13 protein-coding genes, 1 tRNA gene and 1 pseudogene are annotated in these 13,064 nt (G+C 70.2%); 5 read left to right on the top strand and 10 right to left on the bottom strand.

Annotation, left to right across the window (positions count from 1 at the left end; genetic code table 11):
• The first annotated feature begins 56 nt into the window (after nt 1–56).
• A complete protein-coding gene (locus tag U3649_RS18175; RefSeq protein ID WP_407352695.1) occupies nt 57–1,796 on the top strand; it encodes a serine hydrolase in 1,740 nt (579 codons plus the stop codon).
• A gap of 139 nt (nt 1,797–1,935) precedes the next feature.
• Nucleotides 1,936–2,153 (top strand): annotated as a pseudogene (locus tag U3649_RS18180) (adhesin); the annotation flags it as partial.
• 105 nt (nt 2,154–2,258) lie between these two features.
• Here the strand turns inward: U3649_RS18180 and U3649_RS18185 are convergent.
• The 6 genes from U3649_RS18185 to rplM all read right to left on the bottom strand — a co-directional run bounded on the left by U3649_RS18185 (nt 2,259) and on the right by rplM (nt 7,890).
• Nucleotides 2,259–5,033: a tetratricopeptide repeat protein gene (locus U3649_RS18185; RefSeq protein WP_407352696.1), complete on the bottom strand. Its 2,775-nt coding sequence runs from the start codon at nt 5,031–5,033 to the stop codon at nt 2,259–2,261.
• 29 nt (nt 5,034–5,062) lie between these two features.
• Complete coding sequence (locus U3649_RS18190) at nt 5,063–5,611, bottom strand: ECF-type sigma factor (RefSeq protein ID WP_407352697.1); 549 nt, start codon at nt 5,609–5,611, stop codon at nt 5,063–5,065.
• 293 nt (nt 5,612–5,904) lie between these two features.
• On the bottom strand, nt 5,905–6,648 hold the full coding sequence (locus tag U3649_RS18195) for a 2OG-Fe dioxygenase family protein (protein WP_407352698.1): 744 nt from the start codon (nt 6,646–6,648) through the stop codon (nt 5,905–5,907).
• Nucleotides 6,649–6,913: 265 nt separating this feature from the next.
• Nucleotides 6,914–6,988, bottom strand: a tRNA-Gln gene (locus U3649_RS18200).
• Between the two features lie 78 nt (nt 6,989–7,066).
• Entirely contained in the window at nt 7,067–7,459 is a 393-nt protein-coding gene (rpsI, locus tag U3649_RS18205; RefSeq protein ID WP_407352699.1) for a 30S ribosomal protein S9, read from the bottom strand.
• A 2-nt stretch (nt 7,460–7,461) separates the two neighbouring features.
• Nucleotides 7,462–7,890 carry a 50S ribosomal protein L13 gene (rplM, locus tag U3649_RS18210; RefSeq protein WP_149194727.1) on the bottom strand — a complete coding sequence of 143 codons (429 nt, stop codon included), beginning with the start codon at nt 7,888–7,890 and terminating at the stop codon, nt 7,462–7,464.
• A gap of 256 nt (nt 7,891–8,146) precedes the next feature.
• On the opposite strand from rplM, the gene coq7 reads away from it, so the two are divergent.
• Complete coding sequence (gene coq7, locus U3649_RS18215; RefSeq protein WP_407352700.1) at nt 8,147–8,791, top strand: 2-polyprenyl-3-methyl-6-methoxy-1,4-benzoquinone monooxygenase; 645 nt, start codon at nt 8,147–8,149, stop codon at nt 8,789–8,791.
• Between the two features lie 155 nt (nt 8,792–8,946).
• Here coq7 and speD read toward each other — a convergent pair whose 3' ends face one another.
• Nucleotides 8,947–9,738 (bottom strand): adenosylmethionine decarboxylase, encoded by a 792-nt coding sequence (gene speD / locus U3649_RS18220; protein WP_407352701.1) that lies wholly within the window; start codon nt 9,736–9,738, stop codon nt 8,947–8,949.
• A gap of 187 nt (nt 9,739–9,925) precedes the next feature.
• Between speD and crp the strand changes: the two genes are divergently transcribed.
• Both crp and U3649_RS18230 read left to right on the top strand, forming a co-directional pair.
• On the top strand, nt 9,926–10,558 hold the full coding sequence (gene crp, locus U3649_RS18225) for a cAMP-activated global transcriptional regulator CRP (RefSeq protein ID WP_255516361.1): 633 nt from the start codon (nt 9,926–9,928) through the stop codon (nt 10,556–10,558).
• Between the two features lie 2 nt (nt 10,559–10,560).
• Complete coding sequence (locus U3649_RS18230; protein ID WP_407352702.1) at nt 10,561–11,025, top strand: GNAT family N-acetyltransferase; 465 nt, start codon at nt 10,561–10,563, stop codon at nt 11,023–11,025.
• Between the two features lie 145 nt (nt 11,026–11,170).
• Here the strand turns inward: U3649_RS18230 and U3649_RS18235 are convergent, their stop codons facing one another.
• From U3649_RS18235 to U3649_RS18245, 3 genes are read right to left on the bottom strand one after another with little or no spacing between them, the layout of a single operon-like run.
• Nucleotides 11,171–11,887 carry a haloacid dehalogenase-like hydrolase gene (locus U3649_RS18235; protein ID WP_407352703.1) on the bottom strand — a complete coding sequence of 239 codons (717 nt, stop codon included), beginning with the start codon at nt 11,885–11,887 and terminating at the stop codon, nt 11,171–11,173.
• Nucleotides 11,884–12,714: an indole-3-glycerol phosphate synthase TrpC gene (gene trpC / locus U3649_RS18240; RefSeq protein ID WP_407352704.1), complete on the bottom strand. Its 831-nt coding sequence runs from the start codon at nt 12,712–12,714 to the stop codon at nt 11,884–11,886. The genes U3649_RS18235 and trpC overlap by 4 nt, the downstream gene beginning before the upstream one ends.
• The gene (locus tag U3649_RS18245) at nt 12,711–13,061 is read right to left on the bottom strand and encodes an antibiotic biosynthesis monooxygenase family protein (protein ID WP_407352705.1); all 351 of its coding nucleotides are present in this window, start codon (nt 13,059–13,061) and stop codon (nt 12,711–12,713) included. Before U3649_RS18245 ends, trpC begins: the two co-directional genes overlap by 4 nt.
• Nucleotides 13,062–13,064 lie beyond the last annotated feature (3 nt).

Consider the following 13,064-nt stretch of genomic DNA (forward strand, 5'->3'; position numbering starts at 1 on the left):
GACCCCTCCAAAAACTCTTCGCAGATAGGACCTATACGATGAATACATCGACGCGCATGTTCATAGCGCTGCTCGTGTCTCTCGTCTTCCCCGGGACGACGTTCGCACAGACGCAGACCGACCCCGAACCCGACCCCGACGGCGGCTACCAGGTCGGCCCGCCGGAATCCCAGGCCGACAATCCGGTGACGACGCTGCGAGCCGTCGTCGCCGCGCTGGATGCCCAACTCGAGCGCCCGGACCTGCCGACCGCCGTGCTCGCGAAGCTGCGCCACGCCCGCGAGCGGACCGACGATGCGCGAGCGCACTTCCTCGCGCTCGACTCGCGACTCGACAGGGTGGTCGGGGACATCTCCACGGCCGTGAACACTTTCGACGTCGCCGCGCGTGCCTCGGCCGATCCGGCCTTGCGCGCCGAACTCCACCGGCAGGGCGGACGGCTGGGCGATGTCGCGCAGGCGCTGGCTGCCAACATGCTGGGCGTCGCCCGGGCAGCGGGCGTCGATCCCACGCGGCTCGCGAGGGCCGAAGCGGACCTGGCTTCGGGCGACCGGCTCCTTGCAATCGGAGACCCGGGCGGCGCGGCCAAGTTCTACAAGAAGGTGCTCCCGATCAAGAACGCGCTCGTTTTCGACATCCCGCAGTTCCGGGCGCGCCTGCGGTTCGTGCTCGATGGCCAGACCACCGGCTACGCCGTCGCCGTCAACCAGGACGGCATGCTGGTGGACAGCTGGGGCAACGGCTTCCGGCGAATGCCTGCCGACTCGAATCCTCCGATCCCCTTCACGCCGTCGGACGAGCTCAACATCGCCAGCATCACGAAGACGCTGACGGCAGCGACGGTGCTCGAGTTGCTGCAGTCTCGCGGCATCTCGGTGGATGATCCGATCGCACCGTACCTGCCCTGGGACTGGGCTCGCCCGCACAGCGCCGGCAGCGTGATCGACCCCGGCGCCCTGACGTTTCGCCGGCTCATGACGCACACCAGCGGGCTCGGCGGACGCGACGACGAAAGCCGGCGGAGAGGCTGCGGAATGAGGTTCGACGGCATCAAGGCCTGCATCGCCGCCGGCGCCCGGGCGTCGGACCAGGAATTCTTCTACGACAACGGCAACTTCGCGCTCTTGCGCGTGATGCTCATCAACATCATCGGCGGCTGCAACAATGCGGACGACGGCTGCCTGCCGCTCGAGGATCAGCAGACCGCATGGGCATATCGGACGCACGTCCAGTGCGACCTGCTCCGCATGATGGGTCTCTCCGACGGTGTCCTCCAGGACCCCTTCCAGACCTGCGAGGGCCCTGCCCTGGCGCCGAACCCGGCGGAAGCCCCGGCCACGCGCTTCTACTGGTTCCCGCAGGCCGTCGGCAGCGTGGAACCCACCGACTGGCTCCTCAGCGCCGGCGGCGGCGGGTGGTACTTCTCGGCGCTCGAACTGGCGCAGTTCCTCGCCCACCTGCGCTACAACGACAAGATCCTGACCCCTACGACGCGAGCGACGATGTACGAGGGGTTCCTCGGCTGGATGGATCCTGCGAACTACGGCTCCATGGCCACCGGCGTCTTCGGGACGTATCGCATGCACGGGGGCGACCTGTGCTACCCGAACCTGCCCGTGCCGGAGGGAGTCAGTGTATGCGCGGCCGCCGTGCAGCCGCGCGGCGTGGACACCTGCATCGTCGACTTCCCGACCGGCGTGCAGGTGGTCCTGCTCATCAACTCGATGGGCGGCGCGTACCCTTACCAGTGCCGGGTGCTGCGGGACGTCCACGACGCCAGCTGGACCAAGAAGTAAGTGGCATCAACCGGCCAGCACCGGCGCACCGTCCTCGGACGGGACCGCCACGTGAAAGCGGCAGGGGCTCCGGCCCGGCCGCCCGGCCCGGGCCCGAAGGGCCCTGCCGATCCGTCGATCGACCTCGGATCGATCGCCAGGGCCAATGGATGCGGCCATGCTCGACATGGCGATCAACGCCGCTGGCTCGCAAGGCCCGCGTGGCGGCGTCACCGTCGGCGCCGGCTTCCAGGGCGGCGAGCAGCCGCTGTCGATAGGCTAAGACAAGCGCGTGGGCCACGCGCCTCGTTCTCCCCGGGCGGCGCCTTCAGCGGTTCGGAACGTTCGGCCGGCATCGGCTTCGGCCTCGACCCGTGATGCCGTGATCCGGCACCGACGCTGTCGGCACGCGGGGGCGGAGACCCTTGGTCTCCGCCCTCTTTTGACCCACCCCGCCCCGCCGTGGCCGGGGCCGCGCGGCGGTCAACCGCCGTCTGCTGCAGCCAGCTGCGCCCGCACCGCGTCGAGCCGTTGCAGCAGTTCCGCCCCGGGCACCAGCACGCGGCGCAATGATGCCTCGGCCAACCGGACCTGCTCGCCCGCCGCGACGGCATCGCCAGCGGCGGCAAGCGTCTCGGCGTAGGACACGCGCCATTTCGCGGTCGGCGGACTGTCCTCTCCTGCATGGGCGGCCGACAGTGCCACCACCCGCTGCCACTCGGTGCTCGCTCTACCCCAGTCGCGACGGCGCTGGGCCAGTTCCGCCACCTGTGCCGACCGCGCCAGGACCAGTCCGGGCTGGGCTTCGTCGACGACGGGAATCACCTGCTCGGCCTCGTCCAGTCGACCTTGCCGCAGCAGCCAGTCGGCCTCGATCAGGCGCGCGCTCACCAGGTCCGTCGGCATCGGCTCGCCGGGCGTGTGCCCGTCGAAGTAGCGTTGCCATGCGGGCAGGGCGTTCGCCAGCAGCGCCCCGCCCTCCTGCAGACGTCCCAACCGCCACAGCACGCGCCCCAGGTAGGCTTCGTTGCGCAACACGAGCCTGTCGCCCGACGGCAGCCGCGCACGCCGGATCTCGGTGGCGACGCGATAGAGCGGCTCGGCCGCTTCAAGATCTCCGCGCGTCTCCTCGAGCGTGGCCAGCTGTCCCGCCACGACCGCGTAGTCGATGCTGTCCCGGCCGAGCACCCGCTCGGTAATCGCCAGCGCCTCGAGGTAGTGCGCTCGCGCGACGTCGTATTCCCCCGACTGCTGCAGCACCATCGCCAGCTTCATCTCGGTGTCGGCCACCTTTTCGCTGTCGCGCCCCACCAGCGCCTCGGCCAGCAGGATGTTCTCCCGCAGCAACGACGCCGCCTCGTCGAACCGGCCGAGCGAGCCGAGCGTCATCGCCAGTCCCTGGCGGCTGGCGTGCACCGTGACGCTGTCGCTGCCGTGCACGAGCTTGATCTCGAGCGCCTGTCGATAGTGCGCTTCGGCCTGCGCGGCGTCGCCGGCGAAACGATGCATCTGCGCGAGGTTGTGCAAGGTGGCCGCCACTTCCAGGCTGTCCGCGCCATGCAGCTGCCGGTTCAGCGCCAGCGCCTGGAGGTACGAGACCTCGGCGGCCGCGTAGTCGGCGCTGGTCTGTTGCGCCAGCCCGAGCGCGTTGTAGGTGACGGCGAGCGACTCCGGGCGCGAATCGTGCCGTAGCCGCAGGTCCAGCGCGCGGCGCGCGGCCTCCATGGCGTCCGCCGCGCGCATCTGGTTGCTCATCAGGGTCGCCAGGTGGCCCAGCGCCGCGGCCGCCAGGTCCGGGCGGAAGGTGTCCGGGGCCAGGAATCCTTCGACCGCACGGCGAAGCATGGCTTCGGAACGCTCGCGCTCACCCAGGTTGGCGTAGGCGCGGCCCAACACCCATTGCATGCGGTGCAGCACGGCCGGCGAGCCCGCCAGCTCCGCATCCACCCGCTCCGCGCCCAGGTCGAGCACCCGGCGCGCGGTGGGCTCCTCGGTGCCGCTCGCCCCACGCATGCGGGGATCGGCGGCGTCGAAGGTCGCGACCAGGAAATCGCTCACACGCTGCGCGGTGTCGGCCTCGCGCTCGGCGCGTGCCTGCGCCATCCCGAGCTGCCAGACGAAGACGCCGGTCGCCGCCACGACCGTGGCGGCCGCCGCACTTCCCCTCCAGTTCCGATGCAGCCAGCGGCCGGCCCGGTACCGCAGCGTTGGCGCGCGCGCCTGCACCGGGCGCCGCTGCAGGTGGCGCTCGATATCGGCCGCCAAGGCTTCCACAGAGGGATAGCGCCGATACGGGTCGAGCGCGCACGCGCGGGCCACGATCGCATCCAGGTCGCCGGCCAGCTTCGAACGCCAGCGGCAGCCGGTTCCCGCCAGCGCGGACGGAACGGAGACCAGGACGCCGCTGTCCGCCGCGCCGCGTCCGGTTCTGCGGCAGGCCAGCAGCTCGGCCAGGAGCACGCCAAGGCTGAAGACGTCGCTGACCACGCTGACCGGCCTGCCCGCGAGCAGCTCCGGACTGGCGTAGGCGGGCGTGCAGAAGCTGCCGGCCTCCCCCGGCGTTTCGGCGTCCAGCAACCTCGCGATGCCGAAATCCAACAGCACCGGATCGCCGCCCGGACGCACCAGCACGTTTCCCGGCTTCAGGTCGCAATGCACCACCAGACGCTGGTGCGCGGCCTGCACCGCGCGACAGATGCGAACGAACATCTCCAGACGCTGCCGCAGCGGGGGCGCCGCGTGTTCGCAGTACGCGTCCAGCGGCAGGCCCTCGACATGTTCCATCACCAGGTAGGGCTCACCAGCGGGCGTGGTGCCACCGTCGTACAGGCGTGCGATGTCGGGATGCTGCAGTTCCGCCAGGATCTGGCGCTCGGCCGCCAGCCGCCCGGCGGTGGCGCCGCGACCGGCCGTACCGCGCAGCAGCTTGATGGCTACGCGCTGGCGGAACAGGCCGTCGGCACGCTCGGCCACGAACACGGTGCCCATGCCGCCGCTCCCCAGGCGCTCGACCAGTTGCCAGGCGCCGAGGCGATCGCCGACCTGCAGCTCGGCGTCCGGCAGCGAGGCCATCAGCTCGCGCAGGGGTTCCAGCGCGCGGTCGAAGCTGGCGGTCTGGGCACGCAACAGGTCCAGCGCCTCGGCGATCAGCACCGGATCGTCGCTGAGCGTGCGCAGGCACTGCTCCCAGAGCGCCGGGGGCTGGTCGCAGACTGCATCGAACAACTGTCGGAGATCCTGCCAGCGTGCCGTTTCCATGCCGCCTCCAAACGCTGGACTCGCCCGATTCAGGCCAGCTGCTGGTTCAACCAGGCGCGCGCGAAGCGCAGGTCGCGCTCCACGGTCGGCACCGAGACGCCGAGCACGCAGGCGATCTCCTTGTGCTCCATGCCGCCGAAGTAAGCCATCTCCAGTCCGCGCGCGGCGCGCTCGTCGCGCTCGGCCAGGCGCTCCAATGCCTGGTGCAGCGCCAGCACGTCGATCTCCACGTCGCCGCCGGCCTCGCGGTCGGCATGCGAGAGCGTGAGCATCGCGACGTCGCCGCCGCGCTTCTCCGCGGCGCGCGCGCGCACATGATCGACCAGCACCGCGCGCATCTTCAGCGCCGCCAGGGCGAAGAAATGCGCGCGATCCTCCCAGTCGGTGTCGTTGCCGAGCAGGCGCAGCAGCGCCTCGTTGACCACGGCCGTCGGCTGCAGGGTGTGGCTGCGCCCGCGCCCGAGGCGCGCCGCCGCCATGCCGCGCAGCGCGTCGTAGACCTGCGCCAGCAGGCGGTCGCGCGAAGCCTCGTCGCCGGCGCGCCACCCGTGCAGCAGCCTGGTCAAGTCCTGGTCCATGCGCTCGCTCCCCACGCAGGCGTGCCCGCTACCCTGCGCATCGCATCCTAGCCCAGTCCCGGGAGAAAGGCGCCGTGGCGGGCATGCCGGGGCTACCCGAGGCCCCAGGTCGTGCCGTCCTTCATGACTTGGCACCGTTTTTCCCTGTAGGAGGGCTTCAGCCCCGACCGCGCCGGAAGCATCCCAGACGGCCGCGAAGACAAAACGCGCCGCCGCGTGTTGCGAAGGTCGATTGCCGGCGTTTCCGCTGCCTGTCGGGGCTGAAGCCCCTCCTACAGGAGCGCGTGACGATCCTAGCCGTCGCCCTGGAAGCCGCTGGCGCGCCATGTCAGCACCAAGGTGTCGCGATGGCCGTGGTCGCGGTCGTTCTGCGGCTGGATCGGGGTGGACTCGTGGATGACGCGGGCGTCGTCCAGGAACAGCAGGCCCCATGGCTCGGTCAGGGTGAAGCGTTGCCCGTCGGGCCCGTCGGCCGCGAACACCCGGGTTTCGCCGCCCTTGATGCCGGCGCGGTCGACCACCAGCACCGCGACATAGTCGACCCCGTCGCGATGCGCCCCTTCCGGGGTGGGGCGCCCGATGCCGTCGCTGGTGTCGATGCGGAACTGGTGCGCCTCCACGTACCAGGGCCGTTCACGATCCAGCGCCGAGCACAACCGACCCAGGCCGCCCAGCAGCCCGCTCCAGGCGGGCTGCGCGACGATATCCGGCTCGATCGGTTCGAACCACCGCCGCATCCCGCCGTGCAGGGCGTTGTAGTCGCGCGGTTGCCAGTGCGCGCGATGCGGGACCTGGGTGACCGCGTCGCCCTCCACCACGAAACAGGAGTGGCGGCGCCGGCGATAGCGCCCGCCGTCCTTGAGGTAGGTGTCCTCGGGCAGCCGGTCCCAGCTGTCGCGCAGCGCCGCCAGCACGGACAGCGGGGTCCCGGACAGCGACGCCACGTCCGCCGACGCGAGCACCGCGAAGCCGCGCTCGCGCATCGCCCCGGGCAGCCCGTCGATCGGGAGGTACGGCGGAGACAGGAGGATCGTCATCGCTGCATTTTAGGCGCGGCCTGCTTGCGAGCGCAGGCACCTTTTTGTGGGAGTGGCGGCGGCATGCCGCCGCCGGGAAGTCGCGACTGGCGCCCGCGGAGTCGCGACTCCCGTCGCTCCCACAGGGCGATTGCACCCGGTCGCGGGCCTTCCGACGCCTGCATCCGCTTCAGAGAAGACTTGGTGCCAGGTGGGACCCCGCCTACGAAAAACCCGCCGGATGGCGGGTTTCTCATGCTGCCCGCGACGACGCGGGCGATGGAGTTGGCAGCCCCGGATGGATTCGAACCACCGAATGCCTGAGTCAGAGTCAGGTGCCTTACCACTTGGCGACGGGGCTATGCAGGCGATTGTAACGCCGTCGGCGCTGAAAAGTCGCCGAACGGCGGGCGACGGGCCCCGGCGGGCCCGCGCCGCATCAACGCTTCGAGAACTGGGTGGCGCGGCGTGCCTTGTGCAGGCCGACCTTCTTGCGCTCGACCTCGCGCGCGTCGCGGGTCATGAACCCGGCCTTGCGCAGCTCGACCTTCAGCGACTCGTCGTACTCCACCAGCGCGCGGGCGATGCCCAGGCGGATCGCGCCGGCCTGGCCGGTGGTACCGCCGCCGACGGTGGTGACGGTGATGTCGAACTTGTCGGTGTTCTGGGTCAGTTCCAGCGGCTGGCGCACGATCATGCGCGCGGTCTCGCGGCCGAAGAACTCGTCCAGCGGGCGCTGGTTGACCGTGATATTGCCGCTGCCCTTGCGCAGGAACACGCGGGCGACGGAGGACTTGCGGCGGCCAGTGCCGTAATTCTGCTGAATTGCCATGATCAGATATCCAGGATTTGCGGCTGCTGGGCGGTGTGCGGGTGCTCGGCGCCCTTGTAGACCTTGAGCTTGCGGTACATGGCGCGGCCGAGGGTGTTCTTCGGCAGCATGCCCTTGACCGCGATCTCGATGACGCGCTCCGGGTGGCGTTCCAGCGCCTGGCCCAGGGACTCGGTCTTGAGGTTGCCGATGTAGCCGGTGAAACGGTGGTACTTCTTGTCGGCCAGCTTGTTGCCGGTGACCGCCACCTTCTCGGCGTTGACCACGATGATGTAGTCGCCGGTGTCGACGTGCGGGGTGTAGACGGGCTTGTGCTTGCCGCGCAGGCGACGGGCGATCTCGCTGCTCAGGCGGCCGAGGGTCTTGCCGGCGGCATCGACCACGTACCAGTCGCGCTGGACGGTCTCGGACTTGGCGGTGAAAGTCTTCATGACTGGATTCTGGTACTCGGTCGGTGATTGGTCGGGCTGATTCCGCAGGCGGGCTGGCGGAATTTTGCCGCGCGATGTGAATTGGCGGAACGAAAGAGGCGAAATGATACAGGCGCCGCCCGCCGCCCGCAAGCCGATCGCGGGCGGGAAACCGAGAGGCCGGCCGGCTGGCGACGGGCGGCCGATGGCGGGAGAATGGCGGCGCTGCCTCCCGCCAGGACCGCCCAGCCGCAGCCCACCCCCACCTGGAGGCCCCATGGACACCGTCCGTTCGCAGTCCCCGCTCGACCGCTTCCTCTCCCAGGCCCAGCACGCGCTGGAGACCGTGTTCGGCAACCCCCCGGCCACGCGCCCCAATCCCGCCGGCGAAACCGCCGAGGTCGAGCTCCGGCCCGACGAGCGCCGCCATGCCGCCGGCCTGATGCGGATCAACCACGTCGGCGAGATCTGCGCCCAGGCGCTGTACGTCGGCCAGGCGGCGGTGGCGCGCGATCCGGCCACCCGCGCCCACCTCATGGAGGCCGCACAGGAGGAGACCGACCACCTGGCCTGGTGCGCCGACCGCCTGCGCGAACTCGACGACCGCCCCAGCCTGTTCAACCCGCTCTGGTACGCCGGCAGCTACGCGATCGGCGTCGCGGCCGGATTGCGCGGCGACGGCTGGAACCTCGGCTTCGTGGTCGAGACCGAGCGCCAGGTCGAGGCGCACCTGGAGGAGCACCTGCAAACCCTGCCGGAGGCCGACCTGCGCAGCCGCGAGATCCTGCGCAAGATGAAGGAGGACGAGGCGCGCCACGCCGACAACGCCGAGATGGCCGGCGCGCGCGTGCTGCCGCAGCCGATCCCGTCGGTGATGGCGCTGGCATCGAAACTGATGAAGACGGTGGCCTACCGGATCTAGGGCGGGCCTGCGGCCCGCCCTAGATCCGGCGGGATTCGGGATTCGGGATCCGGGATCCGGGATTCGTAAAAGCAACGGCGGTCGCCCCGGTTGTGACCTCTGCTTTTGCTCTTGCGAATCACGAATCACCAATCCCGAATCCCGGCGGAATCTCGTCAATCGACGAGATTCCGCCCATGATACAGCTCCTCGATCTCGCGCTTGAGCCGCGCCTCGATCTTCATCCGTTCCTTGAACGACAGGTTGCGCGCCTTTTCCTCGAACAGGTACTGGTCCAGGTCGAAGTCCTTCAGGTGCATCTTGGTGTGGAAGATGTTCTCCTGGTAGACGTTGACGTCGAGCATCTCGTAGCGCGACTTGATGTTCTTGGCCAGGTAGTCCTGGATCGAATTGATCTTGTGGTCGATGTAGTGCTTCTTGCCCTTGATGTCGCGGGTGAAGCCGCGCACCCGGTAGTCCATCACCACGATGTCCGACTCCAGGCTCTCGATCAGGTAGTTCAACGCCTTCAGCGGCGAAATCACCCCGCAGGTGGCCACGTCGATGTCCGCGCGGAAGGTCGCGATGCCGTTGTCCGGGTGCGTTTCCGGATAGGTGTGCACGGTGATGTGCGACTTGTCCAGGTGCGCGACCACCGCGTCGGAGATCACGCCCTTGGCGTCCTTGCGGTCGATCACCGGCTCCTCGGAGATCAGGATCGTCACCGACGCGCCCTGCGGATCGTAGTCCTGGCGCGCGATGTTGAGGATGTTGGCGCCGATGATCTCGGCCACGTCGGTGAGGATCTGGGTCAGGCGGTCGGCGTTGTAGGCCTCGTCGATGTACGCGATGTAGCGCTGCCGTTCGTCCTCGGACGCGGCATAGCAGACATCGTAGATGTTGAAGGACAGGGCCTTGGTGAGATTGTTGAAGCCCTGCAGCTTCAGGCGAGGCAGCGGTTTGACCACGACGGTCGTCCCCCGGTTGGAACGGCGAAAACGTGAATTATGGGGCAAACCGCGTGGGCTTCGCGACAAAGGGTTTGCCGGATCGTCCGCAACCGCCTACTCTCGCAACTTCCCCCGATCTGTTCAGGTAATGAACCCGACCGCCGTGGCCCTGATCAACCCTTACCAGCGCGCATCACATCCGCTCATGCCTTCGCCAGCGACCATCGAGCGCTTCCTCGCCCACTGCCACCGGCGGCGCTATCCGCCGCGCACCGACGTCTTCCGCCCGGGCGATCCGGCCGGCACGCTCTACTACGTGGTCAGCGGCTCGGTCAGCATCATCGCCGAGGAGGACGACGGCCGCGAACTGGTGCTGGGCTACTTCGGCAGCGGCGAGTTCGTCGGCGAGATGGGGCTGTTCATCGAGTCCGACAAGCGCGAGGTGATCCTGCGCACCCGCGTGCAGTGCGAACTGGCCGAGATCAGCTACGAGCGGCTGCAGCAGCTGTTCGAAGGCACCCTGGTCAACGACGCCACGCAGATCCTGTACGCGATCGGCGCGCAGCTCTCGCGCCGCCTGATCCACACCAGCCGCAAGGCCGGGCGCCTGGCGTTCCTCGACGTCACCGACCGCATCACCCGCACCCTGCACGACCTGACCCACGAGCCGGAAGCGATGAGCCATCCGCAGGGCACCCAGCTGCGGATCTCGCGCCAGGAGCTGGCGCGGCTGGTCGGCTGCTCGCGCGAGATGGCCGGGCGCGTGCTGAAGAAGCTGCAGGCCGACGGCAAGCTGCACGCCCGCGGCAAGACGATTGTTCTCTACGGAACCCGCTGACCATGACGCGGCTCGACCTGGAGGCACTGCCGCAGGCCGACCTGCGCAGCGCTTCCCTGGTCGACGCCGACGACGTCGCCGCGCTGCTGACGGAGATGGGCTACCCCTGCGATCGGCAGGACGCGGCCGGGCGCATCCGCAGCATCGTCGACAACGACCGGCAGGCGCTGGTCGTGGCCCGCTTCGACGGCGTGGTCTGCGGGCTGCTGGCGCTGGATTTCATGTACTACCTGCCGCTGGACACGCTCACCTGCCGCATCACCGCGCTGGTGGTGCGCAACGACTCGCAGGGCCGCGGCCTCGGCCGCCAGCTGCTGCGCGAGGCCGAACGCCGGGCGCGTTTCGCCGGCGCCGCCCGCCTGGAGATCACCAGCGGCTCGCAGCGCACCGACGCCCACGCCTTCTACAAGGCCTGCGGCTACAGCGACGGCACGCTGCGCTTCATCAAGCGCCTGGGCGATGCCTGAGAAGCCGGGATTCGGGAGAGGCTGATCCGGCCCATGAAGGGCGCAAGGAGCGCAACACAGGCGGCGCTGGAATCCTCGGCGCCTGCTTGCTTTCGCGCCCTTTGCGGACGCCTCGCTAACCGCCCGCACGGGGCAACGGCGGCTCTCAGACGGGATCGCCGCCGCGGTCGGCGCAGCCCCAGTTGAGGATCGGCGTGCCCGGCGGCAGCACGCGCCGGAACAGGTCGACCGCGCCGCGCTTGGGGTTGACCACCACCGGCGCGCGCGCCGCCTTCAGCAGCGGCAGGTCGGCGCTGCTGTCGGAATAGGCGATGTCCACGGTGGCGTAGCCGGCCTCGGCCAGCATGCGCATCTTCTCTTCGGCGTGGCAGTGGCGGGTGGCGACCACCGCGCCGAAGCGCGGGCCGATCGCGCTGCCGATCACCGGCACCTCCTCGTGGGCGACGAAGGCCAGGATCGCCCGCGCCAGCTCCGGCGGCGCCCCGGTGGCGACGACCACCCGGTCGCCGTCGCTGCGGTGCCGGTGCAGCACCGCCAGCGCATGCGGCAGCAGGCGGGCGCGGATGCCGTCGCGGTCGTGCGCGACATAGCGGTCGATCAACGCGTCCAGCGTGCGCGGCCGGTGCAGGCCGACGGTGCCGATCCAGACGAAGCCGGAGATGCCGTAGCGGCGCGTGGGCAGGAACGCGATCATCGGCGCCAGCACCGGCGCCGCCAGCAGCGCCAGCGCCGTGCGCCAGGCGCGGCGCCGGATCAGCCAGGCGAACAGGTGGCTGCCCGAGTCACCGTCGTAGAGGGTGTGGTCGAAGTCGAAGACGACCGTCGGCGCGCCGGCCCGCGTGCGGGGGTAGTGCGCGCTCATGCCGGAAAGAACAGCCGCCGCAGCGCCGCGCCCGGGTCGGGCTCGCGCATGAAGGCCTCGCCGACCAGGAACGCCTCGACGCCGGCGCCGCGCAGCCTCGCTACGTCGGCGGCGGCGTGGATGCCGCTCTCGGCCACCAGCCGGCGGCCGGCGGGCACCGCCGCGCGCAGCGCCAGGGTGGTGTCGAGCGAGACCTCGAAGGTGCGCAGGCTGCGGTTGTTGACGCCCAGCAGCGGCGCCCGGCCGGCCCCGGGCTCGAGCCGGAGCGCGCGCTCGAGCTCGTCGCCGTCGTGCACCTCGACCAGCACGTCCAGGCCCGTTTCCAGCGCCAGCCCCGTCAGTTCCGCCAGGCGCGCGTCGTCGAGCGCGGCGACGATCAGCAGGAGGCAGTCGGCGCCGAGCACGCGCGCCTCGTACACCTGGTACGGGTCGATGGTGAAATCCTTGCGCAGTACGGGCAGCGCGCAGCACTGGCGCGCAGTCACGAGGTGTTCCTCGGCGCCCTGGAAGAAATCGGTATCGGTCAGCACCGACAGGCAGGCCGCGCCGCCGGCCTCGTAGCCGCGCGCGATCTCGCCGGGGCGGAAATCACTGCGGATCACGCCCTTCGACGGGCTGGCCTTCTTGACCTCGGCGATCACCGCCGGATCGCCGGCGGCGATGCGGCGTTCGATCGCGCGCGCGAAACCGCGCGTGGGCGGCGCATCGGCGGCGCGCGCGGCCAGCTCGGCGAGCGGCCGCGCCGCCCGGCGCTCGTCCACTTCCTCGCGCTTGCGGCGCAGGATCCGCTGCAGGATGTCGGGCGCGGGCGTCGCCGGCGCGGTCATGGCGCGTCCGTCTCCGCCGGGCGGTTCCAGCCGTAGGCGCGCTCCACCTTCGCCACCCGCAGCGCGTAGCACTCGTACCAGTCCCGGCGGCCGCGCTCGCGGGTCGCGGCGTGCCCGGCGTGGCGGCGCCAGGCCCGGATCGCCTCCTCGCTCCGCCAGTACGACGCGGAGATGCCGGGGCCGTCGTCGCCGCGGGCCGACTCGGCGCCGAGGAAGCCGGGCTGCTGCCGTGCCGGCCCGATCATGCGCTGGGCGGCGCCGCCGTAGCCGGGATCGTCGTGCTCGGAGGAAAAGACCACCGCGTAGTACGGCGGCGGCATAAGCCCGGAAAATCCGCTGTCGAACATGCC

This window comes from Luteimonas sp. R10, assembly GCF_045689605.1.
Classification (GTDB): Bacteria; Pseudomonadota; Gammaproteobacteria; order Xanthomonadales; family Xanthomonadaceae; genus Luteimonas.

What these genes read in the sequence shown, in the direction of transcription:
- crp (WP_255516361.1), top strand. Translation starts at nt 9,926, where the DNA reads ATGCCTTCGCCAGCGACCATCGAGCGCTTCCTCGCCCACTGCCACCGG.
- trpC (WP_407352704.1), bottom strand. Translation starts at nt 12,714, where the DNA reads ATGACCGCGCCGGCGACGCCCGCGCCCGACATCCTGCAGCGGATCCTG.
- U3649_RS18190 (WP_407352697.1), bottom strand. Translation starts at nt 5,611, where the DNA reads ATGGACCAGGACTTGACCAGGCTGCTGCACGGGTGGCGCGCCGGCGAC.
- U3649_RS18175 (WP_407352695.1), top strand. Translation starts at nt 57, where the DNA reads ATGTTCATAGCGCTGCTCGTGTCTCTCGTCTTCCCCGGGACGACGTTC.
- U3649_RS18235 (WP_407352703.1), bottom strand. Translation starts at nt 11,887, where the DNA reads ATGAGCGCGCACTACCCCCGCACGCGGGCCGGCGCGCCGACGGTCGTC.
- U3649_RS18245 (WP_407352705.1), bottom strand. Translation starts at nt 13,061, where the DNA reads ATGTTCGACAGCGGATTTTCCGGGCTTATGCCGCCGCCGTACTACGCG.
- rpsI (WP_407352699.1), bottom strand. Translation starts at nt 7,459, where the DNA reads ATGGCAATTCAGCAGAATTACGGCACTGGCCGCCGCAAGTCCTCCGTC.
- coq7 (WP_407352700.1), top strand. Translation starts at nt 8,147, where the DNA reads ATGGACACCGTCCGTTCGCAGTCCCCGCTCGACCGCTTCCTCTCCCAG.
- U3649_RS18230 (WP_407352702.1), top strand. Translation starts at nt 10,561, where the DNA reads ATGACGCGGCTCGACCTGGAGGCACTGCCGCAGGCCGACCTGCGCAGC.
- rplM (WP_149194727.1), bottom strand. Translation starts at nt 7,890, where the DNA reads ATGAAGACTTTCACCGCCAAGTCCGAGACCGTCCAGCGCGACTGGTAC.
- U3649_RS18195 (WP_407352698.1), bottom strand. Translation starts at nt 6,648, where the DNA reads ATGACGATCCTCCTGTCTCCGCCGTACCTCCCGATCGACGGGCTGCCC.
- U3649_RS18185 (WP_407352696.1), bottom strand. Translation starts at nt 5,033, where the DNA reads ATGGAAACGGCACGCTGGCAGGATCTCCGACAGTTGTTCGATGCAGTC.